30 protein-coding genes are annotated in these 26,184 nt (G+C 64.3%); 29 read left to right on the forward strand and 1 reads right to left on the reverse strand.

The features are described from left to right. The first annotated feature begins 40 nt into the window (after nucleotides 1-40). The 27 genes from RPE78_RS09570 (at nucleotide 41) to RPE78_RS09700 (ending at nucleotide 24,080) form a co-directional block, all read left to right on the forward strand. Nucleotides 41-625: a hypothetical protein gene (locus RPE78_RS09570; protein WP_406720417.1), complete on the forward strand. Its 585-nt coding sequence runs from the start codon at nucleotides 41-43 to the stop codon at nucleotides 623-625. Then, nucleotides 622-1,317, forward strand: coding sequence for a hypothetical protein (locus RPE78_RS09575; protein WP_406720418.1), 696 nt, complete (start codon nucleotides 622-624; stop codon nucleotides 1,315-1,317). Before RPE78_RS09570 ends, RPE78_RS09575 begins: the two co-directional genes overlap by 4 nt. 117 nt (nucleotides 1,318-1,434) lie before the next feature. Further along, on the forward strand, nucleotides 1,435-1,662 hold the full coding sequence (locus tag RPE78_RS09580; RefSeq protein ID WP_406720419.1) for a hypothetical protein: 228 nt from the start codon (nucleotides 1,435-1,437) through the stop codon (nucleotides 1,660-1,662). Between the two features lie 15 nt (nucleotides 1,663-1,677). Beyond that, nucleotides 1,678-1,968: a hypothetical protein gene (locus RPE78_RS09585; RefSeq protein ID WP_406720420.1), complete on the forward strand. Its 291-nt coding sequence runs from the start codon at nucleotides 1,678-1,680 to the stop codon at nucleotides 1,966-1,968. Continuing rightward, nucleotides 1,961-2,671, forward strand: a complete 711-nt coding sequence (locus RPE78_RS09590) for a hypothetical protein (protein ID WP_406720421.1) — start codon at nucleotides 1,961-1,963, stop codon at nucleotides 2,669-2,671. The genes RPE78_RS09585 and RPE78_RS09590 overlap by 8 nt, the downstream gene beginning before the upstream one ends. 145 nt (nucleotides 2,672-2,816) lie before the next feature. Further along, nucleotides 2,817-3,464, forward strand: a complete 648-nt coding sequence (locus RPE78_RS09595; RefSeq protein ID WP_406720422.1) for a hypothetical protein — start codon at nucleotides 2,817-2,819, stop codon at nucleotides 3,462-3,464. Beyond that, the gene (locus tag RPE78_RS09600) at nucleotides 3,464-5,623 is read left to right on the forward strand and encodes a terminase gpA endonuclease subunit (RefSeq protein WP_406720423.1); all 2,160 of its coding nucleotides are present in this window, start codon (nucleotides 3,464-3,466) and stop codon (nucleotides 5,621-5,623) included. The genes RPE78_RS09595 and RPE78_RS09600 overlap by 1 nt, the downstream gene beginning before the upstream one ends. Before the next feature lie 4 nt (nucleotides 5,624-5,627). Further along, nucleotides 5,628-5,834, forward strand: coding sequence for a phage head-tail joining protein (locus tag RPE78_RS09605; protein WP_406720424.1), 207 nt, complete (start codon nucleotides 5,628-5,630; stop codon nucleotides 5,832-5,834). Beyond that, nucleotides 5,834-7,336 (forward strand): phage portal protein, encoded by a 1,503-nt coding sequence (locus tag RPE78_RS09610; RefSeq protein ID WP_406720425.1) that lies wholly within the window; start codon nucleotides 5,834-5,836, stop codon nucleotides 7,334-7,336. The genes RPE78_RS09605 and RPE78_RS09610 overlap by 1 nt, the downstream gene beginning before the upstream one ends. A gap of 10 nt (nucleotides 7,337-7,346) precedes the next feature. Next, nucleotides 7,347-9,512: a head maturation protease, ClpP-related gene (locus RPE78_RS09615; RefSeq protein ID WP_406720426.1), complete on the forward strand. Its 2,166-nt coding sequence runs from the start codon at nucleotides 7,347-7,349 to the stop codon at nucleotides 9,510-9,512. An 86-nt stretch (nucleotides 9,513-9,598) separates the two neighbouring features. Next, nucleotides 9,599-9,934 (forward strand): capsid cement protein, encoded by a 336-nt coding sequence (locus RPE78_RS09620; protein ID WP_406720427.1) that lies wholly within the window; start codon nucleotides 9,599-9,601, stop codon nucleotides 9,932-9,934. After that, nucleotides 9,931-10,257, forward strand: a complete 327-nt coding sequence (locus RPE78_RS09625; RefSeq protein ID WP_406720428.1) for a hypothetical protein — start codon at nucleotides 9,931-9,933, stop codon at nucleotides 10,255-10,257. The genes RPE78_RS09620 and RPE78_RS09625 overlap by 4 nt, the downstream gene beginning before the upstream one ends. After that, nucleotides 10,254-10,664, forward strand: coding sequence for a hypothetical protein (locus tag RPE78_RS09630; protein WP_406720429.1), 411 nt, complete (start codon nucleotides 10,254-10,256; stop codon nucleotides 10,662-10,664). Before RPE78_RS09625 ends, RPE78_RS09630 begins: the two co-directional genes overlap by 4 nt. 38 nt (nucleotides 10,665-10,702) lie before the next feature. Beyond that, nucleotides 10,703-10,909, forward strand: coding sequence for a hypothetical protein (locus tag RPE78_RS09635; RefSeq protein WP_406720430.1), 207 nt, complete (start codon nucleotides 10,703-10,705; stop codon nucleotides 10,907-10,909). A gap of 3 nt (nucleotides 10,910-10,912) precedes the next feature. Continuing rightward, nucleotides 10,913-11,359 (forward strand): hypothetical protein, encoded by a 447-nt coding sequence (locus RPE78_RS09640; RefSeq protein ID WP_339109267.1) that lies wholly within the window; start codon nucleotides 10,913-10,915, stop codon nucleotides 11,357-11,359. A gap of 106 nt (nucleotides 11,360-11,465) precedes the next feature. Then, nucleotides 11,466-11,918 carry a hypothetical protein gene (locus tag RPE78_RS09645; protein WP_339109268.1) on the forward strand — a complete coding sequence of 151 codons (453 nt, stop codon included), beginning with the start codon at nucleotides 11,466-11,468 and terminating at the stop codon, nucleotides 11,916-11,918. 80 nt (nucleotides 11,919-11,998) lie between these two features. Continuing rightward, nucleotides 11,999-12,253 (forward strand): hypothetical protein, encoded by a 255-nt coding sequence (locus tag RPE78_RS09650; protein ID WP_406720431.1) that lies wholly within the window; start codon nucleotides 11,999-12,001, stop codon nucleotides 12,251-12,253. Nucleotides 12,254-12,468: 215 nt separating this feature from the next. Beyond that, the gene (locus RPE78_RS09655) at nucleotides 12,469-13,395 is read left to right on the forward strand and encodes a hypothetical protein (RefSeq protein WP_406720432.1); all 927 of its coding nucleotides are present in this window, start codon (nucleotides 12,469-12,471) and stop codon (nucleotides 13,393-13,395) included. Between the two features lie 81 nt (nucleotides 13,396-13,476). After that, entirely contained in the window at nucleotides 13,477-13,599 is a 123-nt protein-coding gene (locus tag RPE78_RS09660) for a hypothetical protein (RefSeq protein WP_406720433.1), read from the forward strand. A 430-nt stretch (nucleotides 13,600-14,029) separates the two neighbouring features. Then, the gene (locus RPE78_RS09665; protein ID WP_406720434.1) at nucleotides 14,030-14,587 is read left to right on the forward strand and encodes a DUF6036 family nucleotidyltransferase; all 558 of its coding nucleotides are present in this window, start codon (nucleotides 14,030-14,032) and stop codon (nucleotides 14,585-14,587) included. A gap of 123 nt (nucleotides 14,588-14,710) precedes the next feature. Continuing rightward, nucleotides 14,711-19,864 carry a hypothetical protein gene (locus tag RPE78_RS09670; RefSeq protein ID WP_406720435.1) on the forward strand — a complete coding sequence of 1,718 codons (5,154 nt, stop codon included), beginning with the start codon at nucleotides 14,711-14,713 and terminating at the stop codon, nucleotides 19,862-19,864. Next, on the forward strand, nucleotides 19,861-20,778 hold the full coding sequence (locus tag RPE78_RS09675; protein WP_406720436.1) for a hypothetical protein: 918 nt from the start codon (nucleotides 19,861-19,863) through the stop codon (nucleotides 20,776-20,778). The genes RPE78_RS09670 and RPE78_RS09675 overlap by 4 nt, the downstream gene beginning before the upstream one ends. Further along, the gene (locus tag RPE78_RS09680; protein WP_406720437.1) at nucleotides 20,778-21,845 is read left to right on the forward strand and encodes a hypothetical protein; all 1,068 of its coding nucleotides are present in this window, start codon (nucleotides 20,778-20,780) and stop codon (nucleotides 21,843-21,845) included. The genes RPE78_RS09675 and RPE78_RS09680 overlap by 1 nt, the downstream gene beginning before the upstream one ends. Before the next feature lie 13 nt (nucleotides 21,846-21,858). Next, on the forward strand, nucleotides 21,859-22,194 hold the full coding sequence (locus RPE78_RS09685) for a hypothetical protein (protein ID WP_406720438.1): 336 nt from the start codon (nucleotides 21,859-21,861) through the stop codon (nucleotides 22,192-22,194). A 77-nt stretch (nucleotides 22,195-22,271) separates the two neighbouring features. Beyond that, the gene (locus tag RPE78_RS09690; RefSeq protein ID WP_339109275.1) at nucleotides 22,272-22,658 is read left to right on the forward strand and encodes a hypothetical protein; all 387 of its coding nucleotides are present in this window, start codon (nucleotides 22,272-22,274) and stop codon (nucleotides 22,656-22,658) included. Continuing rightward, nucleotides 22,658-23,104, forward strand: coding sequence for a hypothetical protein (locus RPE78_RS09695; protein WP_406720439.1), 447 nt, complete (start codon nucleotides 22,658-22,660; stop codon nucleotides 23,102-23,104). The genes RPE78_RS09690 and RPE78_RS09695 overlap by 1 nt, the downstream gene beginning before the upstream one ends. Before the next feature lie 169 nt (nucleotides 23,105-23,273). Further along, nucleotides 23,274-24,080 (forward strand): DNA adenine methylase, encoded by an 807-nt coding sequence (locus tag RPE78_RS09700; protein ID WP_406720440.1) that lies wholly within the window; start codon nucleotides 23,274-23,276, stop codon nucleotides 24,078-24,080. Between the two features lie 261 nt (nucleotides 24,081-24,341). On the opposite strand, the gene RPE78_RS09705 is transcribed toward RPE78_RS09700, so the two are convergent. Then, a complete protein-coding gene (locus RPE78_RS09705; protein WP_406720441.1) occupies nucleotides 24,342-24,917 on the reverse strand; it encodes a hypothetical protein in 576 nt (191 codons plus the stop codon). 215 nt (nucleotides 24,918-25,132) lie between these two features. Between RPE78_RS09705 and RPE78_RS09710 the strand changes: the two genes are divergently transcribed. Next, on the forward strand, nucleotides 25,133-25,786 hold the full coding sequence (locus RPE78_RS09710) for a glycoside hydrolase family 19 protein (RefSeq protein ID WP_406720442.1): 654 nt from the start codon (nucleotides 25,133-25,135) through the stop codon (nucleotides 25,784-25,786). A 12-nt stretch (nucleotides 25,787-25,798) separates the two neighbouring features. Beyond that, nucleotides 25,799-26,134 carry a hypothetical protein gene (locus tag RPE78_RS09715; protein WP_339109279.1) on the forward strand — a complete coding sequence of 112 codons (336 nt, stop codon included), beginning with the start codon at nucleotides 25,799-25,801 and terminating at the stop codon, nucleotides 26,132-26,134. Nucleotides 26,135-26,184: the final 50 nt, after the last annotated feature.

Here is a 26,184-nt window from a genome sequence, read left to right on the forward strand (position 1 = left end):
GTGGATAAGTCGGGATTTGCCGAGAGAAAGGAGCGGTGACATGGACAGTGCAGAACAGGCCAGTGGCGAGAAGCGTGTGCAGGCGATGCTGATCGAGCCGCTTTTGCGGCAGGGGCTGGCCAAGCCCTCGACCCTGACCAAGGCGGGGTTCGAGGAGATGCAGGCGGGGCTGCGCGAGCGGCTGGCCTATATGAGCGAGCTGTCGCTTTCGGCGCTGGCCGAACAGGTGGCGGCCAATCCGGGCGGCAAGGCGGGGGACCGGTTCCCGATCGCGGTGAAGATCCTCGAATGGGCCGCCGAGATCCAGCCGCCTTCCGATGATGGCAGCCCGCTTCTGCGCGCGGTCTTTGCTGACGAGATAGGGCGGGAGGCGCTGCGCGATGGCTGGGCCCCCGAGCTGCGCTTCTGGCTAAAAAAGAACCGGCGCTGGCCGAATGCCTTTGTGGCCAGCCAGTTGCGCGAACAGGCGCGCGCGAACCTGCGCCGCCTGACGGTGATCGAAGAGAACCTCGCGGCGGGCCGGATGGTCAGTGATGATGATCTGGGCTTTCGCCAGCGGCGGCGGGCGGCAATGGGAAAATGCGAGACAATCGCGCGGTTGGCAGAGGCGGGAGATCAGGCATGACGCGGGTGGTATATGTGGGCGCTGCGGGTGCGGCGGTGCTGGCGCAGGAGGCGGGCCGGTTGGACGCCATGCGCCGTGCGGCGATTGTGCCCGACGAATGCGGGCCGGAGATCATCGCGGCCCCGGCGCGCGGTGGTTGCGCGGTGTTCACGCCGCACCGGATGGTGCTGGACACGGCCAAGGGGGAATGGGAGGCCAAGGCCGAAGGCTATCTGGGGCGCAAGGCGGTGCGGGTGGCGGATGTGTTCGACCGGATGGCTGCCGATGCAGCCAAGCGCCAGAAGCCGATGCCGCTGACCAAGGGCCATGTTCTGGTCGGGCGCTATTACCGTGATCTGGTCGAACGCCATGAGGCGGGCGGGGTGCGCTGCGTCAGCCTCGAAACGCTGCAGGGCGCGGGGGCAGGTGGGTCTGGCAACAGCTTCATCGACGATTATGTGGCGGAAGGCCGCGCGATCGAGCGGATGCGCCAGCGGATCGGGGCGGGCGTGGCGATGGCGGTGCGTCGGGTGCGTCCTTCGACGCGCGGCGTTGCGGCCCGCACCATCACGGATCGAGCCTTGGTCGATGCCGTGTGCCTGAGCGATATGACGCTGTCTCAGGTGCTCGCGCAGTTTGGGTGGTCGAAACGTGGTGATAACATCCGCTCGCTTTCTAAGGCCCTGTGTGATGCATTGGAGAGGATGCGTTAAAAAGGGGATTGACGCTTAAGTCGATCAAAGGCACATATATCACCATAATCTAGAATTGCGCCCGCAGGTCAGAACTGACCGAGCGGGCGTTTATGTTTCCGAACATTGGTGATGCTTATGGCGGATGCGCTAGGGCTCTGGATTGCCGCAGGCTTGCTGGAAGACGGCAAGTCGGATGCCTTCGTGAATGAAGTAATGGCGGCGCATGGACATCAGGTCACGGCAGAGGATGCGCGGGCATGGGCTGCTGAGCATGGCTTGGCCTGTCGGTGCGTTGAATGCTTCCCGAAATACGGGCAGGCACTATTTGTGCAAGATGGGCCTGCGCAACTGTGCTTATTTTGATTGGGAGGAGGGGCCATGCATAAGGTGGAACGCGTATGGTTCGACCCGTCGGAGGATGGGCAAGGGGTGCGGATGCGCCTTTCCTTCAAAGTCTCGGCGGTCGCGCCCATTGATGCCAGTAGTGAACGTTATTGCCGGATGATCGGGGCAGAGGGACCGGTCGGTTATCTTGTCTTACGCTTCTTCGGGCTGATTGGCGGTTACGCGGTCTTCGAGGTGTCGCGCCTCCTGCCTGCCGATGCGGACATAGAGGCCGATGATGTGATCTTCCCGCACTCACCCGAGTGGTGGCGCGGCAATGCCTAGCCCCATCCTCGACGTGTCGGGCTTCACCGCCGCGCTTGATACGCTGGCCACGCGGGATGTGATGATCGCCTCGACCTGGGCGCTCAATGACACGGTGGAAGAGGCGCGGGCGCAGGTGGCGGACCGGATGACGGTGGTCTTCGACCGGCCCACGCGGTTCACGCAGAACGCCTTTCGGGTGAAGAAGGCGCGGGCCTCGGATCTGGAAGCGGCGGTGGAGGAGCGGGCCACGATTGGCCGGCGCCATTACCTGAAGGTGCAGGAAGAGGGCGGGCCGCGCGGCCAGACGGGCTTCGAGAAGCTGCTGGCGCAGAACCTCGCCTTCGAGGGTATCATCCAGTCGGTGATCCCCGCCGAGGGCGCGCGGCTCGATGCCTATGGCAACTGGTCGACTGGCGAGCGCAATCAGGTGCTCTCGGCGCTGAATGCCCAGCGGGACCGGAGCGCCAACGAGACCACGGCCTCGCGCAAGCGCCGCCCCAAGCGGGCGCGCTACTTCGTGCCCAAGGCGGGGCTGACGCAGGACATCTACAAGCGCGGGCCTTCGGGCATTGCCGAGCGGGTGGCGATCCTGTCGGACAAGGTGCCGGTCTACCAGAAGCGCCTCGGGTTCTTTGCCGAGGCCGAACGGATCTACGAGACGCGGCTGCCCGCGCATCTGGGCCGGACGCTGGCCAAGATGATCGCCAAGCGGTTCGGCTGAGCCCCGCCATCCGCGCCGGATCGGCCACGGGTCCTTCCGGGGGCCTGCCCGCATGCGGGTAATTCGCACCCCGTGCCTCGGACATGGTGTTTTTTTGTCGGGGGTATCGGTTTGGGTTGTTGTTGTTTTTAAGGGAGTTTGCCTCATGGAGTTCGATCTGGAGGCGGCACTGGCGCGCTATCCTCTGCCCGACACGGTCGAGGACCAGATCGTCAACCGCACACAGCTGGCACGGGCCTTGAACAAGACCGAGCCGATCATCAGCAAATATCTCGATCAGGGCATGCCGGTGGTGGCGCGCGGCTCGAACGGGCAGTCCTACGAGTTCCGGCTCTCGGAATGCTATGCGTGGAAGATGTGGCGCGACGGGGAGACGCAGCGCCGTTTCGAAGCCAGCGAACGCGCCTCGGCGCAGATGTCGCTTCTGTTCCGCAATGACGAGGATGCTGATCCTAACGAGCAGGTGCTGACGGCGGCGCAGATCGCCGAAGAGGCCGATGCCGATTACAAACGCTCGCGCGCCGCCGAGGCGCGGGGCGATCTGGTGCGCCGCGCCCGGATGCAGGCGCTGGTCGATGACGTGCTGACCATCTTCCGCAATTCGATGATGTCGCTGCCCGATTACGCGGAGGTCGAGTTCGGCCTCGAACCGCTTCAGGTCGACAAGCTGCAGCGCCGCTGTGACGAGGTGCTGGTGCAGGCCGCCGTGCGCATCCGCAAGGACATGTTCGAAACACCCGCCGTCGTGCGGCAGCTGAGGGGAGGCGATCCCGTTCAGCAGGAGGACGTCTGATGATCGAGATCGAGACCACCCGTATGGGCGCGCATTCGGTGCGGCTGCGCGAGCCGCTGCCGCCCTATACGCGGCCCGAGGATATCCTCGCCGATTCCATGCCGATCCTCGAGACGGTGAACCGGATGAGCGTGACCGATGCCGCCGAACGCTATGTGCGGGTCGAGACGCAGGGCACCTGGCAATCCATCGACCGGATGCTGACGCCCTATATGGTCGAGCCCGCCGACATGACCGGCTCGCGCCGCTTCAAGGTGGTGGCCTTCGTGGGCCCCTCGCAATCAGGCAAGACGGTGATGTTGCAGACCAGCTGCCTGCACCGGGTGATGTGCGATCCGATGCCGGTGCAGGTGATCCATATGTCGCGCCCAGAGCGCGATAAATGGGTCGAGCACAAGCTTGATCCGATCGTGCGCAACAGCCCGCGCATCCATGACCTTCTGGGCAAGGGCCGCGATGACAGCACCTTCTCGCGCAAGCGGTTCCGCGGCACACGGGTCGAGATCGGCTATCCGACCGCGCAGCAGCTTTCGGGCGGGACCTATGGTCTGGTGGCGATGACGGATTTCGACCACTTTCCGGTGATGATGGGCACCAAGGACAGCCCCGAGGGCACGCCCTACCGCATGGCGCGCCAGCGCATCCGGACCTATCTCAGCCGCGGTTGCGTGCTGGTGGAAAGCACGCCCGCCCACCCTTGGGAGGATCCGAGCTGGCATAACGGGATCGATAGCCCGCATATGCTGCCGCCGACCACGGCGGGGATCGTGAACATCTATAACGAGGGCACGCGGGGGCGGTGGTACTGGCAATGCCCCGATTGCGACGGCCTCTTCGAGCCGCGCTTCGACCGGCTGGTCTATGATGGCGCACTCGATCCGGGCGAGGCGGGGGCTGTGGCAGAGATGGGTTGCCCGCATTGCGGCGCGCTGATCGCGCATCGCCACAAGGTCGAGCTGAACCGTCGGGCTCTGGCGGGGCATGGCGGGTGGCTGCATGAAGGGCAGGCGGTGGACGGGATCGGGCAGCGCGTGCTGGTGCCGATCGATGACAGCGCGGTCCGCCGCACCGATGTGGCGAGCTATTCGCTCGACGGGGCGGCGGCCACCTTCGCCAACTGGGCGGAGCTCGTGGCAAACTACGAGGCGGCGCGGCGCAAGGCGGAAGATCTGAACGATGACAGCGAGCTGTCGGGGGTGTTCTACACCGAGATCGGCAAGCCCTATCGGGGCAGTCTGGCCAAGGATGCCGAGATCGGCCTGCAATTCCTCAAGGATCACGCGCAGGCCACGCCGCGCGGGGTGCTTCCCGAATGGGTGCGCTTTGTCACCGTCTCGATCGATGTGCAGGACAACCGCTTTCCGGTGCAGGTCACCGCCTGGGGCGAGGGCGGACGGGCGCAGGTGGTGGATCGCTACGATCTGGTCACCCCGCCCGCGGGTGCGCCCAACACCGAGGCCGAACGCTCGGTGCAGCCGCCGCGCTATGGCGAGGATTGGGCGGTGCTCGAGGCGCTTGGCGAACAGGTCTGGCCGGTGGCGGGCGCGGCATACGGGCTGCGGGCGATTGCGTTGGTTGTCGATTTCCAGGGCTCGGCGGGGGTGTCCGATAATGCGGAGGCCTTCTGGCGCGGCCGGCGGGCGGCGGGCCTCGGCAAACGCTGGTTTGTCAGCCGGGGGCGGGGCGGGTTCAAACTGCCCGGGCGCGTCTGGCTCGACACGCCCGAACGGGGCTCGAAAGGCAAAAAGGCACGCTCGATCAAGATCCTCAATATCGCGACCGATCGGGTCAAGGACACGATCAGCGCAGCCATCGGCAAGGTGAATGGCGATGCGGCAGGCGCGTTCTACACCGCGCTGTGGATGAGCGATGACCAGCACTCGGAACTGCTTGCCGAAGAACGCGGCAAGGATGGCTGGGAGAAGCGGCGCGGCCAGATCCGCAACGAGAGCTTCGATCTCTCGGTGCAGGCGCGGGCCCTGGCCGAACATCTCGGCCTCCTGCGCATCACGGATTGGAACGCGGCCCCCGGCTGGGCGGCGGCGGGCCCACTCAATTCTATGGCGGTGGCCCTGTCGGAGACGGCAGCTCCGGCCACCGCTGCAAAGCCCGCGCGCCGCCGGCGCAGGGTCCAGACACTCACTTATCTGCGGAGATGATCGCATGGCCTATACGCAGGACCAGATCGAGAGCTTGAAGGCTGCGATGGCCAAGGGCGTAACCAGCGTCGAGATGAATGGCGAGCGGGTGCAGTTCCGCAGCCTCGACGAGATGCAGCGCCAGCTGGGCCGGATGCAGGCCGAGGTGGCAGGGGCGCGGCGCGTCTCGACCTTGCGCCAGCTGCGCCCGCGTCTGAGCCGGGGGCTGTGATGGCGGACCGGATCAAATCCCCCGGCCTGCTGGACCGGATGATCGGCTATCTCGCCCCCGAGGCGGGGCTGGCGCGGATGGTGGCCCGCCAGCGGCTTGGTATGCTGATGCATTATGACGCCGCCTCGCGCTCGTCGCGCACCAGCAGCTGGCATGGCAGCGCCAGTTCGGCGGATCGGGCGGGGATGGTGCAGGGCGCGCGGGCACGGCTGCGCGGGGTGACCCGCGATTTTGTCCGTAACCGCCCCTATGCGGCGCGCGGGATCTCGGTGATCACCGGCAATGTGGTGGGCACGGGGATCATTCCCTCGGTCAAGGCCGGTGCCGATCGCACCCGCCTGAAGGCCGAAGAGATCGTGCTCGGGCATCTGGGCAGCACCGATCTCGATGCGATGGGGGTGCTGCATCTGGCAGGGCTGCAGCGGGCGGCGATGAATGCGGTGGTCGAGGATGGCGAGGTGCTGGTGCGTCGGCGCTGGCGGCAGGGGGCGCAGGCGCGCCGCCTGAAGCTGCCCTTCCAGATCGAGCTTCTCGAGACCGATTATCTCTGCCCCTGGGTGACATCGCATGGCGATAACGAGGTGATCGACGGGCTGGAGATCGGGCCCGAGGGCAGGGTGGTGGCCTATCACCTCTTCCGCCAGCATCCCGGCACCGCCTCCACCCGGACCGATCTGTCGGTGATCCGCGTGCCGGCGGAGGACATTCTGCATATCCGCCGCATCGATCGCCCGGGCCAGTTGCGCGGGATCAGCTGGTTTGCGCCGGTACTGCTGACGCTCGGCGATCTGTCGGATTATCAGGAGGGCGAGATCCTCAAGCAGAAGATGGCCGCACTCATGGCGGGCTTTATCGAGCGCGAGGATAATGACGGGCCTGCGTCTTCGTCGGATGCCGAGGAAGAGGCCGAGGCGATGGGGCTCAGCAATGTGGCCCCCGGCACGCTGACCGAGCTGCCGCCCGGCACGAAAATCTCGTGGAGCACGCCGCCTAAGGTCGATGGCTATGATCTGTTCATGCGCCAGACGCTGGCGGCGGTCGCGATGGGGCTGGGCATCACCTACGAGGCGCTGGCGGGTGATCTGAGCCATGTGAACTTCTCTTCGGGCCGGATGGGCCGGATGGAGATGGACCGCAATGTCGAGACCTGGCAGCAGCAGGTGATGATCGGCCAGCTCTGCGAGGGTCTGGGGCGCTGGACGCTCGAGGCGTGGCAGATGGCATTCCTGCGTGCACCGGGCTTCACCCTTGGCTGGACGGCCCCGCGCCGTCCGGTGATCGACCCGACCCGCGAGATCCCCGCGAAGATCCGCGAGATCGAGGCGGGTCTGACCAGCCGCCAGCGGGCGCAGCGCGAGATGGGGCTCGATCCGGCGGTGATCCGGCGCGAGCGGATCGAGGATGCGGCGCAGGACGATACGGAGGGCGGCGGGCCGGTTGTGCCCGCCCCGAAGACGACGCCGGGCGCGCCCGTTGCGGCCCCGACCGGCCCCAAACCCTAAGGACAGTTCCATGCCACAGCCTTTGCTACAGGGCGCAGAGATCGTGCTGACCGGCGCGATCCTGCCGGACCCTTATGTCTATCCCGAAGACGAGGGCGTCTTCAGCCCCGCGATGGTGCGCCGCGCGCTCGATGCCTGCGCGGGGCAAAACGCGATCACCTTGCGGGTCAATTCGCCGGGCGGGGACCCCTCGGCGGCGGAAGATGTGCGGATGATGCTGTCCGAGGCCGCCGCCCATATCACGGTGCGCATCATCGGCGAGGCCTGCTCTGCGGCCTCGCTTCTGGTGATGGGGGCGGACCGGATCGAGATGAGCGCGGGCTCGGTGATGATGATCCATGACCCTTCCGTGCTGGCGATGGGCAATGCCGCCGATCACCTGAAGGCCGCCGAGCGGCTTGAAAGTGCAGCCCAGGGCTATGCCGCAATCTATGCCGCCCGCGCGAAGATCCCTGCGCAGGAGGCCCGTGCGCTGATGGTGGCCGAGACCTGGATGACCGCCGAGGAGGCGGTGGATCGGGGCTTTGCCGATGCGGTGATCGCGGGCGAGGCGCGCGCCAGCCCCGATGGGGCAGGCCCCGTGCCCGAGGTGGCGCCCGAGATGATGGCCGAGAGCATTGCCGCCGCGCAGCGCCACTATTCCGAGACCTGCCTGCGGATGTCCGCGCTGACGGCCCGCAGGCCCAATCAATCCCAACCGGCCCAGATGGCCACCAAGGAGGTATCCATGCCCACCCCCACGACCCAGACGACCCAGACCACCCGCGCGCCCGAGGATGACGCGGGCACGCCCGCAGCGGTGCCCACCCCCGGCACCCCGACCCCCGAGGCCGGCACGGCGCCGGTCCCCCAGCCGTCTGCCACGATGCAGATGAACTCGGATCAGGCGGTGGCCAATGAACGCCGCCGCGCCCGCGCCATCCTTTCGGCGGCGCGCCCGCATATGAGCGCGGGCAGCCTCAGCGAGAGCTTCGTCGAGGCGCTGATCGACGAGGGCGTGAGCATCGAGACCGCCTCGCATCGCATGTTGCAGGAGATCTCGGCGGCCCAGCCCGATATCTCGATGGCCCGCTCCGAGCGGGGCGCGCGCCATCCTGCCCGTGTGGGCCGCGAGGATCGCGACACGCGCCGCGAGGGTCTGGCAATGGCGCTGACCGCGCGGATCTCGGGGGCGGCCCCCGAAGATGACCGTGCGCGGCCCTATATGGAGATGTCGATCCACGAGATGGCCGCCGCCGCGACAGGCGCGCGGGCACCGGGCTTTGGCTCCTATGCCTCGCGCGAGGATGTCATCATGAGCGCGATGCAGAGCGGGTCCGATTTCCCGAATATCCTGTCGCTCTCGGTGAACCGGGTGCTGGAACAGGGCTATGACCTGATCGGTCGCACCTTCACCGAGATCTCCCGCGAGATGGAGTTCAACGATTTCCGCGAGCATACCGTGGTGCGCCCCGATGAATTCCCCGGCCTGCGCAAGGTCAACCAGACGGGCGAGATCAAGTTCGGCTCGATCGGCGACAGCTCCGAGATGCTGGCGCTTGGCTCCTATGCCACGGGGCTGTCCATCAGCCGTCAGGCGCTGGTCAATGACGATATGGGGGCGATCCAGTCGGTGATCGACAATGCGGGCGCGATCGTGCCCGAGTTCGAGGAAAGCCTGTTCTGGCAGATCTTCCTGTCCAATCCCAAGCTGCGCGACGGGGTCGAGGTGTTCCATGCCGATCACGGCAACCTTGCCGCGGCGGGCACGGGGATCTCGGTCACCTCGCTTTCGGCGGGGCGCAAGGCGCTGCGCCAGATGAAGGCGGCGGACGGGGAGCGGGTGATTGCGATGAACGCCCCGGCGATCCTGCTGGTGGGGCCGGAGAACGAAACGCTTGCCGAACAGTATCTGGCGCAGAACGTGCAGCCCACCAAGGCGGCGGATGTGAACACCTTCTCCGGCAAGCTGCGTCCGGTTGTCGTGGAGGCCATCGAAGGCAAGGAATGGTATCTGTTCGTGGATCCCTCCAAGCGCTCGCATGTGTTCAAGCACGGCTATCTGCGCGGGCGCAAAGCCCCGCGGGTGCGCGTTGACGAGCCGTTCGGCGTGCAGGGCATGCGGATGACCCTCGAGCATGATTTTGGCGCGGGCGCGGTCAATTTCCGCGGGGCCTACAAGAATCCCGGCCAATAACCGGCCTGCGGGATCGATGATCTGACGAAAGAGCGCCCGCTGTGGCGCTCTTCGTCGTTCTGGATTTCTGGTGAAAGGAACGAGCCATGAAAGGCTATTACCACAAGGGCGACAGCGTCGCCGTTATCGCGCCCTATGACGTGAATGCCTCCGAGCCTGTGCGGGTGGGGGTCGTGTTCGGGTTGACCGGCTATGCCGCCGCGCAGGGGACCGAGGTGGAGATCACCCGGCAGATCGCGTGTGACCTGCCCAAACCCCAAGCTCTGGCGATCGCGCAGGGGGATGCGCTTTATTGGGACGAGACGGACCGGGTTCTGACGACCGATCCCGGCACGGAGAACCGTCTGGTCGGGGCGGCATTGGCGGATGCGGCGGCGGAAAGCACGGTCGTCTACGGCCTGCTGGACGGCGCGATCCGGTGACGGGGATCTTCGAGGGCATGGCGGGGGTGCTGGCCGATGTGCTGGGCGGGCCGGTGCTCTACACGCCCAAAGGCGGGGCCCCGCGCGAGATCCGCTCGATCTTCCGCACCGAGCCGATCGAGGCGGAAGATCAGGACGGCCACCCGATCGTCATCATCGCCCCCAGCTGGCGGGTGGGCCGCAATCTGGTGCCGGAGCTGGCCAGGGGCGACCGGATCGATCCGCAGACGGGGACGCTTTACACCGTCGAGCTGATCCGCCCCTCGGGCTCGCCCGCAGGGGATGCCTTTGTCATCTGCGAGCTGCGCAAGGTGCAGCCATGAGCCGCGCCCTCTATCGCGCGCGGGCCAAGGCCGCTCTTGCCAGCGCCCCCGATCTTGCGGGGGTCGCGCTGGTCTCGGCCTGGGCGGGCAACTTCTCGGCCAGTGACCTGCCGGTGATGGGGGTCGCCACCCCGCGCGAGCGGGGGCGTCCGGGCACGCTCAATGCCTTCGAGCGCGAGGTGCTGTTGCAGGTGGTGATCAAACGCCTCGGCGGTGCCGAGATCGAGGATCAGCTCGACCGCGATGCGGCGGCGATCGAGGCGGCGGTGATGGGGGCCTTCGGGGCCGAGCGGCTGACGCTGACCCCCGAAGAGGTCACCACCACGCTCAATGGCGAGGGCGAGGCGGTGATCGGCACCGCCGTGGTCAGCTTCACCCTCAACTATCTCAAACCCCTGCGCGGCTAAGGCGCGGGGATCTTTCCTCATAGCAAAGGAGCTTCGCGATGCCGAAGGTCAAGAATACCGGGGCCAGTGATCTGACCCTGCCCAGCGGTCACGTCCTGCCTGCGGGCAAAGAGACCGAGATCGCGCAATCGGTGCTCGATCTGATCGACAACCGCAATGTGCTGGGCGGGCGGATCCGCTCTGGCGCGATCACCCTTGCGGCGGAGGCCAAACCCGCCACCACCACCCCCGAGAAGAAAGGCTAAGCGATGACCCAACGCACCTATATCGGCGCCACCGTGGAAGTGGCCGAAGGCAAACCGGCCACGCTGGATGCGGCGGGCTTCGGCGCGATGACCGGCTTTGCCGAGGTGGGCGAGATCCTCGAGTTCGGGGAGATCGGCGACACCTCGGAAGACACCACCGAGACCACGCTCAAGGGCCGCACGCTCCACGTCAACGGCGCGCTCGATGGCGGCACCTGCGATTTTACCTTCCTCGTGACCGGCAACACGGATGCGGGGCAGGAGATCCTGAAGGCCAAATCGAACAGCAATGACGACGTGTCGGTGAAGATCACCGATCCCGATGGCGAGGTGGTCTATCTGCACGCCAAGGTCGCCAATGTCCGCGACCGTTCGCGTACGGCCTCCACCGCCAAGGGCATGACCGGCCAGTTCCGCATCAACTCGGCGCTGGTGCGCGTGGCGCCCTAACCCCTGATCCACGCCGGGAGACCGGCGTGGCTGTACGGCCCGGGGCGCGCGTGGTTCACGCATTCCGGGCCGTTTCTTCTGAACCGGAACCACAGGGATTTACCTCATGGACTTTACCAAATTCGACAGCCGCTCTGCCGCGGACACCCCCGCCCGCCTGCATCTGAAAGACCCCGCCAATGGCGAGCCGCTCTTTGCCGATGCCGGGCGCACCAAGCCCTGCATCGTGCTGGTGCGCGGCACCGAAAGCCGCAGCGTGCAGGCAGCGCTGCGGGCGCTGCAGCGCGCCAAGCTGAAGGACAAGCCCAAGAAGGACGAGGAGGTCCGCTCGCTCGAGGATCTGCACGGCCAGATGGTCGATAGCGCCGTGCCGCTGGTCACGGGCTTCGAGAATATCGCGCGGGGCGAAGCGGCGCTGACCACCTCCGAAGACGATCTGCGCTGGTTTTTGAACCTGCAGATGCTCAACGGGCAGGAGGGCGAGAAGAGCTTTGTCGAACAGGTGCTGGCCTTCGCCTCCACCCGCGAGAGCTATCTGGGAAACGCAAACGCGCGCTGATCCGCTATGCCCGCCAGCTGGGCCATCTCCATTCCACGCCCCGCTCGTGGAAGGAGACCCGGCTGGCTTTTGCGCGCCGGATGGGGCGGCCTCTGGGCCTGCCCGATCTGGATGCGGGGGCCTATCTGGTCGAGGCGATGATCCGCCTCGATCCGGTGCGCTCCACGGGGCTGGATCTGCGCGCCACCGACTGGCCCGAACTCTGCGCCTTCATGCAGGCCACGGGCCGGATCAGCGAGGGCTGGGAGGCGGAACTCCTGTTCGACATGTGCGCGGGGTATTTCGAGGCAAGGCAGGCAGGGGAGGATCCGCTGGCGTTGGGGGTGTGGGATTAACTTTTTTCGGATATGTAAAAGATCCTATATTATTATTCACAGTGTGCGCTACACTTTGGCGTCTCGTGTAAGGTCTGCATTCGACATGAGAAAGCATGGTTTTAAAATGATTGATCTATTGTTTTTCTGGCGCTCGAAATCTGAGTGCCAGAAGGCACTTGAGCGTCGTCATGAGACTATATTGAGAGAGAGTGAAGAGATTGATCGGCGTATAAATGAAACAGAAGAAGATATCCGAAACGGGGCTCGAAGATCAGCTCGTAAGTTCCGTCTATGACTTTATGTACTATGATGTGACACGCACCGCATCATTACTAGCTCAATGTGATCCGTCCGGTCACTTGACTCAGCTTTCTCAAGTGCGGTCTGCAAGGGAAGGTCGTGATAGTAAAGCTTCTTTTGATGGAAGTGCCAACATCGCATTAGCAAAGGTGAAAAATTCTACCGAAGAGCACTTAATACGTTCTCACGAACAAGGTGTCAGTAGAACTTACGATCCTAGTTGGTCCAACGCACGTCAGCTGCTTGATATTCTGAACGAGCGTGGATTGATCCGCCGCGATATCAGAACTGCTGAGGTGGGCCAAATTGTATTACTTGAAGGAGCCTTGGCTATATACGATTTAAAGCTGGTTAGTCAGATCTGGAATTTAAACTCGGTTAGTAAATTGCTGAAAAAATCTTTTTCACCTATCCCAGATATCCCCCCTGCGAAGCGTAATACTCCGGGAGGTAAGGCTCTCGCAAAGTTGGCGAACGATGCAAAGGAAGAAGCCAAATTACACGCTGAACTTGCTTCGGAGATATTGCCGAACCTTCCGCATTCTGTGCAACTACGCCTGAAAACAGACGATGAAGAATTGGCGTGGGCGTCCATTGATAGAGGCGGCCTGACTACGGAGGGCACAGATATTGCCCTCAAGCATGGCGTGAATATACCAGGAAGATGGGCTGTTCTCGGTATCTTGGATGCACCTATTGAAGAAGACGTTGATACCGGCCCACGGATGCAAAGTAATGATGGTGCAGAGATGCTCTCTATTCTTTATGAATCATTTGTACCGATTGTGCGGCAGTTTGCAGGTCGCCCAAAAGGTGCTCTGGGGATTACTCCTTTGCTTGTTTTTCGTGAAGTGAAGTAGCTGCAAACTGAAAAGTAGAAGTTTTGTAAAAAGGGGCGGACCTCGCGGTCTGCTCCTTTTTCTATGCGAATGAGGTGCGTTATGGCGATGGGCCAAGCGGGAGCGATGCAGGCGAAGCTGGGGTTGGACCTGAGCCAGTTCCAGTCCGGAGCGGGGGCGGCGAGTGCCGAGGCGCAGAAGATGGCGGAACAGCTGCATGGATAAATCGTTTCGTAAATGGTTCGTGGAACTATGAACGAGAAAAAAATTGTCGGGTTACGCATCAAAGTCTATATTTTGCGGGTGACTCGGCTGGGTGCGGAAACATGAATGCTCATGTGAATAGAGAGTATATCAATGATCGGGCGAAGTTGATAATGCATCGCGTTATCGCTCGAGTACTCGCGTCCAATCCAGATATCATTGAGAACGCAAAACAATCTCTTTCGATTGGCGAGGGGTCTCTGTCTTCGAATAAGGAGTGGATGGCTATCCTGGATAGGCCGCCGAATGAGGTCCGTCGGGCGATCACATCGCGGTCTCCTACAATGAATCGGCTCCGTCTGAGTTCTCCATTATCTGTACCGGTCACACTTAAAGACCCGCAGGTGCGTAGACGTATCATGGTGCTCGCGAAACGCGGCGTTGCTGGTGTATGAGCAGCGTTCGAACATCGGAAGATATGGAACGGGCTGTCCGCGCGATTGCGCGGCACTTCAAATCTGATGCTGTTTTCATAATTGGTAGCCAGTCGGTCATCTTGGAATGGCCCTCCGCACCCGTTTTGCTTCGTACATCTGGCGAAATAGATGCCTACCCGGGAAATGCCGAAGAATGGGAAGCGGAGAACCCGATAGAGGCTTCCGAAGAGATTTCTGCACTTTTCGGGTGGGGCTCCCATTTCCAGGACACTCACGGCTTTTATATCGATGGTGTTGACCGCAATACTGCGGTGCTTCCAGAAGACTGGATGCATCGCTGCATAAAAATGCATGTTGATGTTGATGGCCGACGCGTAACGGCGATAGCCCCATCGCCTGAAGACCTCGCAGCGGCAAAGCTTATTCGATACGATGACAAGGATCTCGATTATGTTCGGGAGAGAGACAGGTTCAAGCCGCTGGACAGGAATAGGGTAATACAGAGTTTGGAAGATAGCTCTGCTGACCCCGCATTGATTTCAAGGGCCAGATCTTTCGTTCTCAATATGTGATGTCCGCTTACCGCTGAGGTGTTCGAGCGGTGTCCTAGGCGTCGACTTCACTACGGAATTACAAAATCCCCCAAGGGGCGGACCTTACGGTCTGCCCCTTTTTCTATGCGAATGAGGTGCGTTATGGCGATGGGCCAAGCGGGAGCGATGCAGGCGAAGCTGGGGCTGGACCTGAGCCAGTTCCAGTCCGGAGCGCGGGCGGCGAGTGCCGAGGCGCAGAAGATGGCGGGCAATATCAATCAGGCCTGGGCGGGGGTGCGTGCCTCGGTCGAGGGGAAGGCCGCGCGGTCCTTCGACCAGCTGCGCGCCTCGATCGATCCAGCCTTTGCGGCCAGCCAGCGCTATGCCGATATCCAGCGTCAGGTGGCGGGCTTTGTCGAAAGCGGCGTGGCCAGCCAGCGCGCGGCCAATCAGGTGCTCGAACAGGCGGCGGCCAAATATCTGGGCGTGGCGACCGCTGCCGATCGCGCGGCGCAGGCGGTGCGGGCGGGGGAGGCGGCGCAGGCTGAACAGGCCCGAAGCGCGGCCAGTGCGGCGCGCGCCTATGAGAGCCTGCGCGCCTCGGTCGACCCGCTCTATGCCAGCTCGCAGCGCTACAAGCAGGCGGTCGAGGTGCTCAATGCGGCGCAGGCGGCGGGGGTCATCGATGACCGCGCGCGGGCCAATACGCTGAAGCTTCTGGGCCAGCAGCTTTCGGCCACCAATGGCGTGATGCAGAAGGCGGGCGGGGTCTCGGGGCGGATGTCCTCGGCCTTCTCGAACGCCTCGTTCCAGGTGCAGGACTTCTTCGTGCAGATCGCGGGCGGCACCGATGCGATGCGCGCCTTCGCGATGCAGGCGCCGCAGCTTCTGGGCGCGCTGGGGTTCTCGGGCAAGCTCGCGATGGTGGGCTCGGCGCTCGGCACGATCGTGGCCGTGGGGGCGGTCGTGCTGCCCCTGCTGACCGATTTCGGCAAGAAGGCCAAAGACCTCGATACCGCGACCAGCGATCTGGAAAGCTCGCTCGGCGATCTGCGTTCGGCGCTTGAGACCGCGACCACCCCCTTGGCCGCGCTGCGCAAGGAGTTCGGAGACAATGCCGAGGCCGCGCGCGAGATGAACATCGCCATCCTCGATGCCAAGAAGATCGAGGGGTTCGACCAGATCGGAGAAAAAACCAAGGCCATCCAGAACAGCCTGAAAGGCGTGATCGGGAGCTTGCAGGACTATGATGATGCCATCACGCAGACCGGCACGTCCTTCATGTTCTACGATCAGGCCGGTGCGGCGGTCGATGAGCTGAACCGGAAATACGGCCTGACGATCGATCAGGCGCGCAAGGTCAAAGCCGCGATGGACGAGATGGCCAAAGCCAAAAGCCCGCAGGAGGTCGCGGCGGCCACGCAGGAACTCTACCGCCTTCTGGGTCTGACCGTGGACGAGACGGGCAAGATCCCCAAGGGCCTGCGCGAGGCACGGCTGGCGGCGGCCCAGACGACGGTCGAGGCGTTCCAGATGCGCAACCTCTTCGAGCTATCCGACAAGCTGGCGGCGGGGCTGCCCGTGAGCCTCGATAGCGCGGCGGAAGCGGCGCGCCGTCTGGCCTCGGCGATGGCGGCGGCTTCGGGGTTCTCGGCCAATCTCGACAACCAGATCGCCATGCTCGACGTGCAGATCGAGGCGACGCGCAACAAGCAGAACGTGGCCAATGCCACGCGCATCGCGGGGCTTGAGCTGGAAGCGCAGGCCCGTCGTGATGCGGCAGTTGCGGCGGGGGAGGATGCCTTGGCGGCGGATGCCCGTCTTGCCATCGATCAGGCGCAGATCAAGACCATGTCCGAGAAGCTGGCGACGCTTGATCAGGAGACCAAGGCGCAAAAGGCGGCGACCAAGGCGGGCACGGCAGGCGCAAAGGCCGCCGAGCGGCTCGAGAAGGCGCAGGCGAAAGAGGCCGAACGCTGGCGCGATCTGATCGATCCGCTCAACAAATACCGCCGCGAGCTGGCCGAGCTGAATACGCTGGCCACGAAGGGCCTGCTGACCCCGCAAGAGGTGCAGAAGGCGATGGCGCAGCTCAATGCCGGGCTGGCCGATAGCCTGCCGCTGGCGGGCGAGCTGACCGACACGCTGGTCGACGGGCTGTTTGCGGGCTTCCGCGGCACATTGGGAGATATCGGGAATATGTTCAAAACCTGGCTCAAACAGATGATCGCCACGGCGGCCAAGAACCGCATCATGGTGGCGATGGGGCTGACCGGCTCGCTCACCGGCGTGGCCGGAACGGCGGTGGCGGGCTCTGGTGCGGCGACGGCTTCGGGCGGGGCGGCCTCGGCCAACGGGCTGGGGCTTGCGGGTACGGTCGGCGGTCTGGGGTCGTCTGCGCTTTCGGGGGCGGCGGGGCTCTGGACCAGCCTCACCGGCGCAGGCGGCGGCTTCGGGGCGGCGGGCACCTATCTCAGCTCGGTGCTGGGCGGGGCCACCTCCAGCCTGTCGGGCTTTGCCGCAGCCGTCGGGGCGATTGCCCTGCCGGTTGCCGCTGTCAGCCTGCTGATCTCGGGGCTGATCGGCAAGACCAAGGTGCTCGATACCGGCATCCGCGCGCTGATCTCGGGCAGCGATGTCACCGTGCAGACCTACCAGCTGATCGAGAAATCCAGATTCTGGGGGCTGTCCAAGTCCACGAAGACCAAATATAGCGCGGCCTCTGCCGATCTGGCCGATCCGGTCACCCGCGCGGTCTATGACGTGCAGGCCTCGATCGTGGCGGCGGCGGACAGTCTCGAGATCGGGGCCGAGGCCTTTGACGGCTTCACCTATGCGCTGAAGTTCTCGACCAAGGGCCTGTCGAAAGACGAGGCGCTCGAGGTGCTGGAAGAGAAGCTGACCGGTCTGGGCGATGCCTATGCCAGCCAGATCGAGGGGCTGGCGGCGTTCCAGGCGGAAGGCGAGGGCGCGATGGCCACGATCACCCGTCTGGCCTCGGCGCTGGCCACGGTCAATGCGGCGATGGACACTCTGGGCAATACGTTCCGCGCCACGGGGCTGGTGGGGGCCGATATGGCCAGCCAGCTGACCCAGCTTCTGGGCGGCGACGAGGCGTTCGGCACGGCGGTCAGCAGCTATTATCAGGCCGTCTATTCCGAGAGCGAACGGCTGGCCACCACTACGCGCCAGACCACCGAGGCGCTGGCGGAACTGGGGCTGAGCATGCCCGCCTCGCGCGCGCAATACCGCGCGCTGGTCGAGGCGCTGGATCTTGGCACGGCGGGCGGGCGCAGCCTCTGGGCGGCGCTGGTCGGCATGGCGGGGGTGTTCGACGAGATCCTGCCGCAGGTCGCCAGTTTCACCGCGCAGATCGAGGCGCTGTCGGGCACGGTCTCGACCTCGCTCGACAGCTCGATCTCGGCCTATACCGCCGCCCAGCAGGCCTCGGCGCAGGCCGCCACCAACTGGTACAAGGCCGCCGATACAATCGCGGCCTTTATCGCCGAGATGCGCGGCACCTCCTCGGCGATGACCTCGCCCGGGGCGGCGCTGTCCTATGCGCAGGGGCGCTACCAGATGACGCTGGCCGCCGCTCAGGCGGGGGATCTGGACGCGGTCACCGGCCTGACGCAGGTGGCGCAGACCTATCTCGACCGGATGGGCGATCAGGCGGGCACGGCGCTCGATCTGGCGCGGGCACAGGCGCAGGTGGCCGCCGATCTGGGCCAGACGCAGGGCATCGCGCAGATCGAGGGCGCGCGCGCCGAGGCGATGGCCAGCCTGAGCCAGAGCCAGGTCGATCTGCTGACCGAGGCCCGCGATTATCTGGCGGCGGGCAATGCGCTGAGCGATGCGCAGATCGGGGTGCTCGAGACGCAGCTGGGCGCGCTGGACGAGGCGATCACCGCCGCTGCCGCGCTCAATTATGCGGGGCTGCGCAAGCAGATCGATCTGGCCATCGATGTGGTCGAGGACGCGCAGATCCCCGCCTATCTCAAGGCGATGCTGGCCGATAGTGCCACGGGGGTGAGCCGCTATGTGGATTTCATCACCCGCTCGGATCTGAGCGCCGAGCAGAAATGGCTGGCGCTGACGGGGGCCTCGGAACATGTGAAGACGGTCACCTATCTGGCGCAGAACGATCTGGGCGCGGATCTGACCGCGCTGGCGCTGGCGACCACTTCGAGCCTGCAGAAACAGGTGCGGCTCTGGGCGGTCAACAGCCTCGATGCGCAGGAGATGGCGCTGGCGCTGGCGGGCAATTCGACGCTGGCGCGCGGGGTGCGGGTCTATCTGGCGCAGGGGCTCGAGGCCGATCTGCGCGCAGCCCTTCTGGCCACCGACCGCGCGATGACCCGCACGGTGGCGGTGGCGGTCGACCAGTCGGGGCTGAGTGCGGCGCAAAAGACGCTGGTGGCGGCGCTTTCGGGCGGGGCCTCGGCTACGATCCGGCTGGGCGGCAGCTTCAGCTTCGATCCGGGCGCGGCCTTTGCCAGCCTGCTGGGCAGCACGGTCGAGGTGCCGCTGCAGGCCGCGCGCGAGACGATGGTGCAGCTGCGCAACCATCTCAACGCGCTGCGGGTCGCGGTGCAGGCGCAGACCGCCTTCGCCCAGGCCCAGGCGCAGGAGGTGAAGCTGGCGCAGGCGCAGGCCAGCTATGCGGCGCTGGCCGAAGAGCTGGCCGCGTTCTCGCCCGCGCAGGCGGTGGCGCTGCCGGTCTATAGCGCGGTGACGCAGCTGATGAAGCTGGGCTCCTATGTCAGCACGGGGCTGCAAAGCTATGTGGTGGCGGGCCAGACCTTCAAGGCCAGCGCCAGCGACCCCTCGCTGGCCGGTCTCAGCCGCTCCGATGGCAGCGAGGCCTATCTGACGGCGGTCAATGCGCTCAACCGCTCGGCCTATGAGAAAGCGCTGGCCTATGCGCAGACGCTCAATGCCGATGCCGCCGCCGAACAGCTCAAGCAATCGGGGCTGCAGGAGGCGCTGGTGGCGGCGGCGCAGGAGCTGCAGGCGATGGGGGTCGATATCGAGATCCCGCAATTCGCGCGCGGCGGGCTGCATGGCGGCGGGCTGCGGCTGGTGGGCGAGAACGGCCCCGAGCTGGAGGCCACCGGTGCCAGCCGGATCTGGACGGCGGACCAGACCCGCAGGATGCTTTCGGGCGGGGAGGGCGCGCAGGACGGGCTTCTGCGCGAGGTGATCGCCGAGCTGAAGAGCCTGCGGCAGGAGAACCGCCAGCTGCAGCTCAATGGCAATAGCGATCTGCGCAAGATCCGCACCCTTGAAGAACGGCGGGAGGCCGAGGCGCAATGACCCAAGCTCTGATGATCATCCCCGTGGCGATTGGCGCGGGGGCGATGCAGGCCACGAATGTGACCGAGGAGGACCATCCCGAATGGGACGCCGCTGCGGTCTATCAGACGGGCGAGCGGGTCATTCTGGCCGCCCGTCACCAGATCTACGAAAGTCTGGCGGACGAGAACTCCGGCTTTGCCCCCGAGGGGGCGGATCTGTCGGCGCAATATTGGGTGGCGACTGGCTCGACCAATCGCTGGCGGGCCTTTGACGCGACGCTCGGGCTGGTCACCAGCTGGCCCGAGGCGATCACCTATCGCATCGGCCTGCCGGCGCGGGTCGATGCGGTGGCCTTTATCGGGCTGGTGGCGGTGTCACTGCAGCTGGTGATCCGCGACAGTGGCGGCGGCGTGGTCTATGACCGCACCGCCAATCTGCTGGACACGGGCGCGATCCAGAGCTGGCTGGATTTCTTCACCTATGAAGACAGCTTCGACCCCGAACAGATCTTTGCCGATCTGGGCGCGCTGTCGGGCTTCACGCTCGAGATCACCATCGCCAATCCCGGCGGCACGGCCTCGGTCTCCGAGATCGTGATGGGGCGGGGCGAATTGCTGGGCGAGGTGCTGGAAGGGTCCAAATCGGGCTTCACCGATTACTCGCGCCGCGAGGTGGATGATTTCGGCAATATCTCGATCGTCAAACGCGCCACCGCCCGCAAGGCCGAATGGCAGCTCTCGTTCGAGGCCACCGCCAACCGCCGCATCCAGCGCGCGCTCGAACAGGCACGCGGGGCGCCGGCCTATTTCTACCCGGGCGATGACATGACGCCCTTCGCCCTCGCCGTCTATGGCGTGGCCGATGACTTCTTCCCCGCGCTTTCGGGCGGCGGGCACACGATTGCAACCCTTTCCCTGACAGGAGTCGCCTGATGGCAAAACCCACTCTCACCCCCGCGCCCAATGACCCGCCGATCCTTGGCAGCCCGACCTTCGCCGCCGATGCCCAAGGCTTTCTCGGCTGGTTTCCGGTGATGGGCCAGTACATGCAGGACATGGGCGACTGGATCGAGACCATGATCGGCGATGTGCCCTCCGAGAATATCGCAGCCTTCGCCCATCTGACCGGCGCCGCCAACAAGCTGCCCTATTTCACCGGCGCGGGCGCAATGGCGATGGCGGATCTGACGGCGGACGGGCGGTCCCTTCTCTCGAAGTCGGGGGTTCTGGGGCTGAATTCTGCGGGCCTTCCGGTTGGCTCGGCTGTGGCGCAAAGCAAATACGACACGACCACTGGCCGATTTATGAAGGTCAACGATGCCGGTCTGATGGGGCGGGCAATCAATGCCAACGAGATCGCGGCCAATATGGATCTGAATGATGCGCCCAGCGGCGTGAATATCGCCTTCGGCGTCGGGTCTAAGAATACGCCGCGCGTCGATCTCGGCGATGGCACGGGAATGGCCGGTTTCCTCTATACCTATGAATGGAACACGGGCGTCAAGATCCAGAGCATCGTCGCCACCTATCCCAGCCCGCTCGTCGGGCGCGTCTACCGGCGTTATTTCGACCAGACGAATTGGGGGCCGTGGATCCCGGAATATAGCGCGGCAAATGCGACGACTTATCAATCCGTTGATGGCGTGCAGCCGATTTTCCAGCGTGGGTCGAATTCCAACGGGGCTTATACGCTCTTTCTGGATGGCCGGATGGAATGCACCAGGACGCTGACGCTCTCCACCGTCGCGCCGAGCAACCTCTCGGCTGTCTGGACATTTCCTTACGCCTTCGCGGGTGGCATCAGCTTCCTGAATGCATCGCCCAATATGAACAGCGTAAACAATACGGAGCCCGGGCTTGGCGGTGTCGGTCAGTGCGGCATGTCGAATGTTACAAACAGCGCCTGCACGGTCTCAATCTGGCGTATGACCGGCTGCCCGGATTTCGTGTCGGGCAACACCATCAGTGTCCGCTGTAAGGCGGAAGGATATTGGAAATAAGGGGAACACTGTCATGCAGATCATCTTCTCTCCACAGAATGGAGCCTTGCTCCCGTCTCTCGACGAGCTCATCGTTCAAGGTGATACGATCGCCATCAACGGCATTGATCACGACCTTACCTCGATTTCCTTCGAGGGAGATAGCGGCTTGGTCGCCGATGCAGGCTACATCCAGAGCGCCATCCACGATGGCGATGACTGGACCGTCACGCTCCTCCTGCCGATCGGGGACAGTGCCTCCGAGGCGCAGCGGTTCCCCGTGCCGGTGACGGTGGACAGCGGGCCGGTGCCTTTGCCCGAGCCGCCCGAGGCCCCGCCCGAAGATCCCGCCCCTGAAGACACGCTCTGACCCGCCCACCGAGGCGGGCTTTTTTATGAGGAAACCTGCGCATCCCGATATGCGCGGCCAACCGGAAAGACGAGACAATGCCCGAAAAAGACCCCAGCCTCTGGGAAAATATCTGGCTCTACCTGTCATTGATCATCACATGGGCGACCGGCGCGGCGGGTCAGATCTATGTGTCGGGCGGGGTCGGCGGCGCAGTGCGCTGGATCATGGAGATCAAGGGCAAGAGCCCGATCAGCTTTCTGCGGATCCTCCTCGACGGGGTCACCGCCGTGATCACGGGGGCGATCTTCGCCCGCTATCTGGGGCCGGTGATTGCGAACTGGCTGGCGGGCGTCGGTATGTGGCCCGATGCCGGAGACGCCACCACGGCGGGGTTTCTGGCGGGGGTGGGCGGCATGTCGGTGGCCAAGGTCGTGATCGCCATGATCGACGCGCAAAGCCATAAGTTCACGGGGAAGAAGTGATGTTCGAGGCGCTTTGGCGGCAGCTTCTGCGGGAGCGCGAGATCTGGTTCCGGCTGGTTGTGGGCTATCTGGTCTTCGTGACGGTGCCGCCCTGGGTGGAAAGCCAGCTCTGGCCGGTCTCGGGGCCGTTGCACATTACGCAGGTCACGCAGACCGAAGAGGGGGTGCGGATCAGGGGCTGGGCCGAGCGGTACCGCTCGGGCTGCGATTTCCTCGGCCTTGTCTGGTGGCTGGGCGATCGCCACGGTCAGGCGGTGCGGGTGCCCGCGCGGTTCGATGACAGGCCGCAGATCCGCGCAGTCGGGCGCATGGAGTTCGAGGCGCTGGTGGTCGGCCTGTCCGAGGACCAGCTGAACGATAGCTATTCAGATGTGCGTCACGCCTGTCATGGGCGGAATGGCGATAGGGCCTTCCTATGGCCCACACGATCAAAGTTCTGGAACTGACACACCCCGCCCCTCCGGCGGGGTTTTTGCTTGGCTCCTGATTTCAGGGGCCGGGGTGTTACAGCACCCCGACCGTGCGACACGCGCAAACGAACCGCACCGACCCAAGCTACTGCAAGAATGGTCGCCTGACCCTAGAGAGGGCGGGCGCCGTATCCGGCAGAATCATATGTATAATCAAGTCAAAAGTGCCCAGCCCGTTGCTCCGTGGCTGGGCGGCAAGAAACACCTCTCGGCGCGTCTCGTGCAGAAGATCGAGGCCATCGATCATCACGCCTATGTCGAGCCCTTCGTGGGTATGGGCGGGGTGTTCCTGCGGCGGCGCTTCAAGCCGAAGCTGGAAGTGGCCAATGATATCAATGGCGAGATCGTCAATCTCTTTCGGATCCTGCAGCGCCATTATCCGCAGCTGATGGAGGTGATGAAGTTCCAAATCGTGTCGCGGCGGGAATTCGAACGGCTGCGCAACACGCCGCCCGAAAGCCTGACCGACCTCGAACGGGCGGCGCGCTTTCTTTATCTGCAGCGGCTGGCCTTCGGCGGCCAGCTGGGCGGGGTGTTCGGGGTCTCGACCGATCGCGCGCGGTTCTCGCTGTCGCGGATCGGGCCGCTTCTGGAAGATGCCCATGAGCGGCTGGAAGGGGTCGTGTTCGAATGCCTCGATTGGGCCGATCTGGTGCGCCGCTATGATAGCAAGGGCACGCTCTTCTATCTCGACCCACCCTATCATGGCGGCGAGAGCGATTACGGCAAGGGTCTGTTTGACCGTAGCCAGTTCGCGGTGATGGCTGCGCAGCTGGCGCAGATCAAGGGCAGCTTCATCCTGTCGATCAATGACACGCCCGAGATCCGTGAGATATTCGCGGGTTTCGACTTCGAGGAGGTGGCGCTGAAATATAGCGTGGCCGCCAAAGGTGCGACCGAGGCGCGCGAGCTGATCATTTCGAACCGCTCGGGGGCCGGTCGGTTGATCTGAGCCTTGTCTTTACCCCGTCGCCAGAAGCTTGCGGAAGGCGGCGGGATCTGCCCCAGATAGGCCAAAAGAAAGAGGCGCGGGACTATGCTGCCACCCGCGCCCAAGTATCCTTTTTGAGGGTATCAAAACAATGCGTGTTGATGTTCCTAGCCTAGGCCGCGATCCCCTCTCCGTTCAAGGAATATACCTGCGTCGCGCGAATTCTGACGCGCCGTAACTTTGCGGGAGGTGGATGCCATACGATCGCCGTTTGGCGGGGTCTCACGCATCGATGTCTTCCGGCTGCAGGAGCGGCAGGATGACGGCTGCCACGAAGAGGATGATGAACAGGACCAGAAAACAAACTGCCGTGTAGAGTGACATGGCCTCGAAGATGAGAGGGGCCTGCGGTGTGCCCGGAACGAAACGGCACAGAAAGAAAACGGCGATGATCAGTTGAAGGCCGGCAATCGCACCGGAGAGGTGGAATTCGAAATTCCGCAGCTTTTCGGAAGAGAGCGCCAAAATCGTTGCCGCGCTGACCATGATGCACAGGATCGTGCCTCCGGACATCCGGTCGCCCGCTGTCCGGTTGGGGATGAGGTAATCCAGATCCAGATCTGCGGTCAGCCGCAATCCGATATTGACGATTGCGATGACCGCAGCCGTAAGGCTGCAAATTCTTGCGGTTTTGGTTTTGGGAGGCAGGGCGAAAACTGCCGCGCTGCCGATAAACAGCAAGGCAAGGCTGATTGCCGTGCTGGGCACCATTGCCGCATCCGGAAACCGGACGAGGGGCTGAAGATCGAAGCTCCATCCCAAGAGGTTGAATGCCACCACCGCCAAGCCGAAAGCCACGAGAGCTTCACCGATATGGCGCCGAACTTTGTCAGTTTGATATGTATGCATGCGGAAGAGCTATACCTGAAAAAGCAGCCAAATTCGGTGAGTCCATCTAGAATATCAGATATTCGGGTCAATCCAAAAAGTAATATTTATTAATTCTTTTTGACGCCCGAACCCTAACCCCCACACCCCGCCCTTTGGGCGGGGTTTTTTCATGGAGAAACCACATGCTGAGCACAGCACATCTGGCGGCCATCGCAGGCCGTCGGGAAACCCCGCTTATGCGGTCGGTGGTGGCCGGTCTGGCCGATCCCCGCGCGCGAGATATGGCCCCGCCGCACCGGCTGGCGCAGTTTATCGCGCAGATCGCGCATGAAAGCGCGCGTTTCCGCTATGCCGCCGAATCCTGGGGCCCGACCCGCGCGCAGCGCCGCTATGAGGGGCGGCGCGATCTGGGCAATCTGCAGGCGGGCGATGGCTACCGCTTTCGCGGGCGCGGGCCGATCCAGATCACGGGGCGGGCGAATTATGCCCGCTTCACCGCCTGGGCCGAGGGGCCGGATTTCGAGGCGGTGCCCGATGCGGTCATGGGCGATCCGTGGCTCGGGCTGTCGGCGGTCTGGTTCTGGCAGGCGGGGGCGGGGCGCAGCCTCAATGCCTATGCCGATAAAGGCGATATCGAGATGATCACCCGCCGCATCAATGGCGGGCTGAACGGCTATGCCGACCGGCTGGCCCTCTATACCCGCGCGGGGCTGGTGCTGCTGGGGCAGGGCCCGAACGATGTGCGGGCCTTCCAGCGGCTGGCCGGTCTGACGGTCGACGGCCTCGCAGGCCCCGCCACGCGCGGCGCGCTCCATTCCCATCTTCTCAAGCTCTGAAAGGATCTCCCAATGCTTGACGCAATTATCGCGGCGCTGATGCCGCACATCCTGCAACTGCTGGCGCTGGCGGTCACCGCTCTGGTCGGCTGGATCGCCGCCGAGGTCAAACGCCGCTTCGGTATCGAGATCGAGGCCCGCCACCGCGAGGCGCTGCATTCGGCGCTGATGACCGGCGCGCAGCTCGCGCTGGCGCGGCTGGGGGCAGGGGCGGGCCCCACGGCGCTGACACAGGCCGCCGTCGATTACGCCAGAACCTCGGTGCCCGACGCGATCAGCAGGCTCGGCCCTTCGGCGCAGGTGCTGCAGGATCTGGCCGAGGCCAAGATCGCGGCGCTGGCCGCATGACCTTCTGCCGGCGCGCGGGCGGATCGCGCGCCGGCTCTATCCGTTTCAGA

It is taken from the genome of Thioclava litoralis, assembly GCF_045278885.1.
GTDB classification, from domain to species: Bacteria; Pseudomonadota; Alphaproteobacteria; order Rhodobacterales; family Rhodobacteraceae; genus Thioclava; species Thioclava litoralis.

Bases quoted from the DNA above. Each gene is read 5' to 3' on its own strand.
- RPE78_RS09665 (WP_406720434.1), top strand. From the start codon at position 14,030: ATGAGCAGCGTTCGAACATCGGAAGATATGGAACGGGCTGTCCGCGCG.
- RPE78_RS09675 (WP_406720436.1), top strand. From the start codon at position 19,861: ATGACCCAAGCTCTGATGATCATCCCCGTGGCGATTGGCGCGGGGGCG.
- RPE78_RS09715 (WP_339109279.1), top strand. From the start codon at position 25,799: ATGCTTGACGCAATTATCGCGGCGCTGATGCCGCACATCCTGCAACTG.
- RPE78_RS09650 (WP_406720431.1), top strand. From the start codon at position 11,999: ATGGGGCGGCCTCTGGGCCTGCCCGATCTGGATGCGGGGGCCTATCTG.
- RPE78_RS09640 (WP_339109267.1), top strand. From the start codon at position 10,913: ATGACCCAACGCACCTATATCGGCGCCACCGTGGAAGTGGCCGAAGGC.
- RPE78_RS09620 (WP_406720427.1), top strand. From the start codon at position 9,599: ATGAAAGGCTATTACCACAAGGGCGACAGCGTCGCCGTTATCGCGCCC.
- RPE78_RS09655 (WP_406720432.1), top strand. From the start codon at position 12,469: ATGAAACAGAAGAAGATATCCGAAACGGGGCTCGAAGATCAGCTCGTA.
- RPE78_RS09670 (WP_406720435.1), top strand. From the start codon at position 14,711: ATGGCGATGGGCCAAGCGGGAGCGATGCAGGCGAAGCTGGGGCTGGAC.
- RPE78_RS09595 (WP_406720422.1), top strand. From the start codon at position 2,817: ATGGAGTTCGATCTGGAGGCGGCACTGGCGCGCTATCCTCTGCCCGAC.
- RPE78_RS09605 (WP_406720424.1), top strand. From the start codon at position 5,628: ATGGCCTATACGCAGGACCAGATCGAGAGCTTGAAGGCTGCGATGGCC.
- RPE78_RS09580 (WP_406720419.1), top strand. From the start codon at position 1,435: ATGGCGGATGCGCTAGGGCTCTGGATTGCCGCAGGCTTGCTGGAAGAC.
- RPE78_RS09635 (WP_406720430.1), top strand. From the start codon at position 10,703: ATGCCGAAGGTCAAGAATACCGGGGCCAGTGATCTGACCCTGCCCAGC.
- RPE78_RS09680 (WP_406720437.1), top strand. From the start codon at position 20,778: ATGGCAAAACCCACTCTCACCCCCGCGCCCAATGACCCGCCGATCCTT.
- RPE78_RS09685 (WP_406720438.1), top strand. From the start codon at position 21,859: ATGCAGATCATCTTCTCTCCACAGAATGGAGCCTTGCTCCCGTCTCTC.
- RPE78_RS09570 (WP_406720417.1), top strand. From the start codon at position 41: ATGGACAGTGCAGAACAGGCCAGTGGCGAGAAGCGTGTGCAGGCGATG.
- RPE78_RS09575 (WP_406720418.1), top strand. From the start codon at position 622: ATGACGCGGGTGGTATATGTGGGCGCTGCGGGTGCGGCGGTGCTGGCG.
- RPE78_RS09630 (WP_406720429.1), top strand. From the start codon at position 10,254: ATGAGCCGCGCCCTCTATCGCGCGCGGGCCAAGGCCGCTCTTGCCAGC.
- RPE78_RS09690 (WP_339109275.1), top strand. From the start codon at position 22,272: ATGCCCGAAAAAGACCCCAGCCTCTGGGAAAATATCTGGCTCTACCTG.
- RPE78_RS09710 (WP_406720442.1), top strand. From the start codon at position 25,133: ATGCTGAGCACAGCACATCTGGCGGCCATCGCAGGCCGTCGGGAAACC.
- RPE78_RS09585 (WP_406720420.1), top strand. From the start codon at position 1,678: ATGCATAAGGTGGAACGCGTATGGTTCGACCCGTCGGAGGATGGGCAA.
- RPE78_RS09645 (WP_339109268.1), top strand. From the start codon at position 11,466: ATGGACTTTACCAAATTCGACAGCCGCTCTGCCGCGGACACCCCCGCC.
- RPE78_RS09700 (WP_406720440.1), top strand. From the start codon at position 23,274: ATGTATAATCAAGTCAAAAGTGCCCAGCCCGTTGCTCCGTGGCTGGGC.
- RPE78_RS09695 (WP_406720439.1), top strand. From the start codon at position 22,658: ATGTTCGAGGCGCTTTGGCGGCAGCTTCTGCGGGAGCGCGAGATCTGG.
- RPE78_RS09660 (WP_406720433.1), top strand. From the start codon at position 13,477: ATGGCGATGGGCCAAGCGGGAGCGATGCAGGCGAAGCTGGGGTTGGAC.
- RPE78_RS09600 (WP_406720423.1), top strand. From the start codon at position 3,464: ATGATCGAGATCGAGACCACCCGTATGGGCGCGCATTCGGTGCGGCTG.
- RPE78_RS09590 (WP_406720421.1), top strand. From the start codon at position 1,961: ATGCCTAGCCCCATCCTCGACGTGTCGGGCTTCACCGCCGCGCTTGAT.
- RPE78_RS09615 (WP_406720426.1), top strand. From the start codon at position 7,347: ATGCCACAGCCTTTGCTACAGGGCGCAGAGATCGTGCTGACCGGCGCG.
- RPE78_RS09610 (WP_406720425.1), top strand. From the start codon at position 5,834: ATGGCGGACCGGATCAAATCCCCCGGCCTGCTGGACCGGATGATCGGC.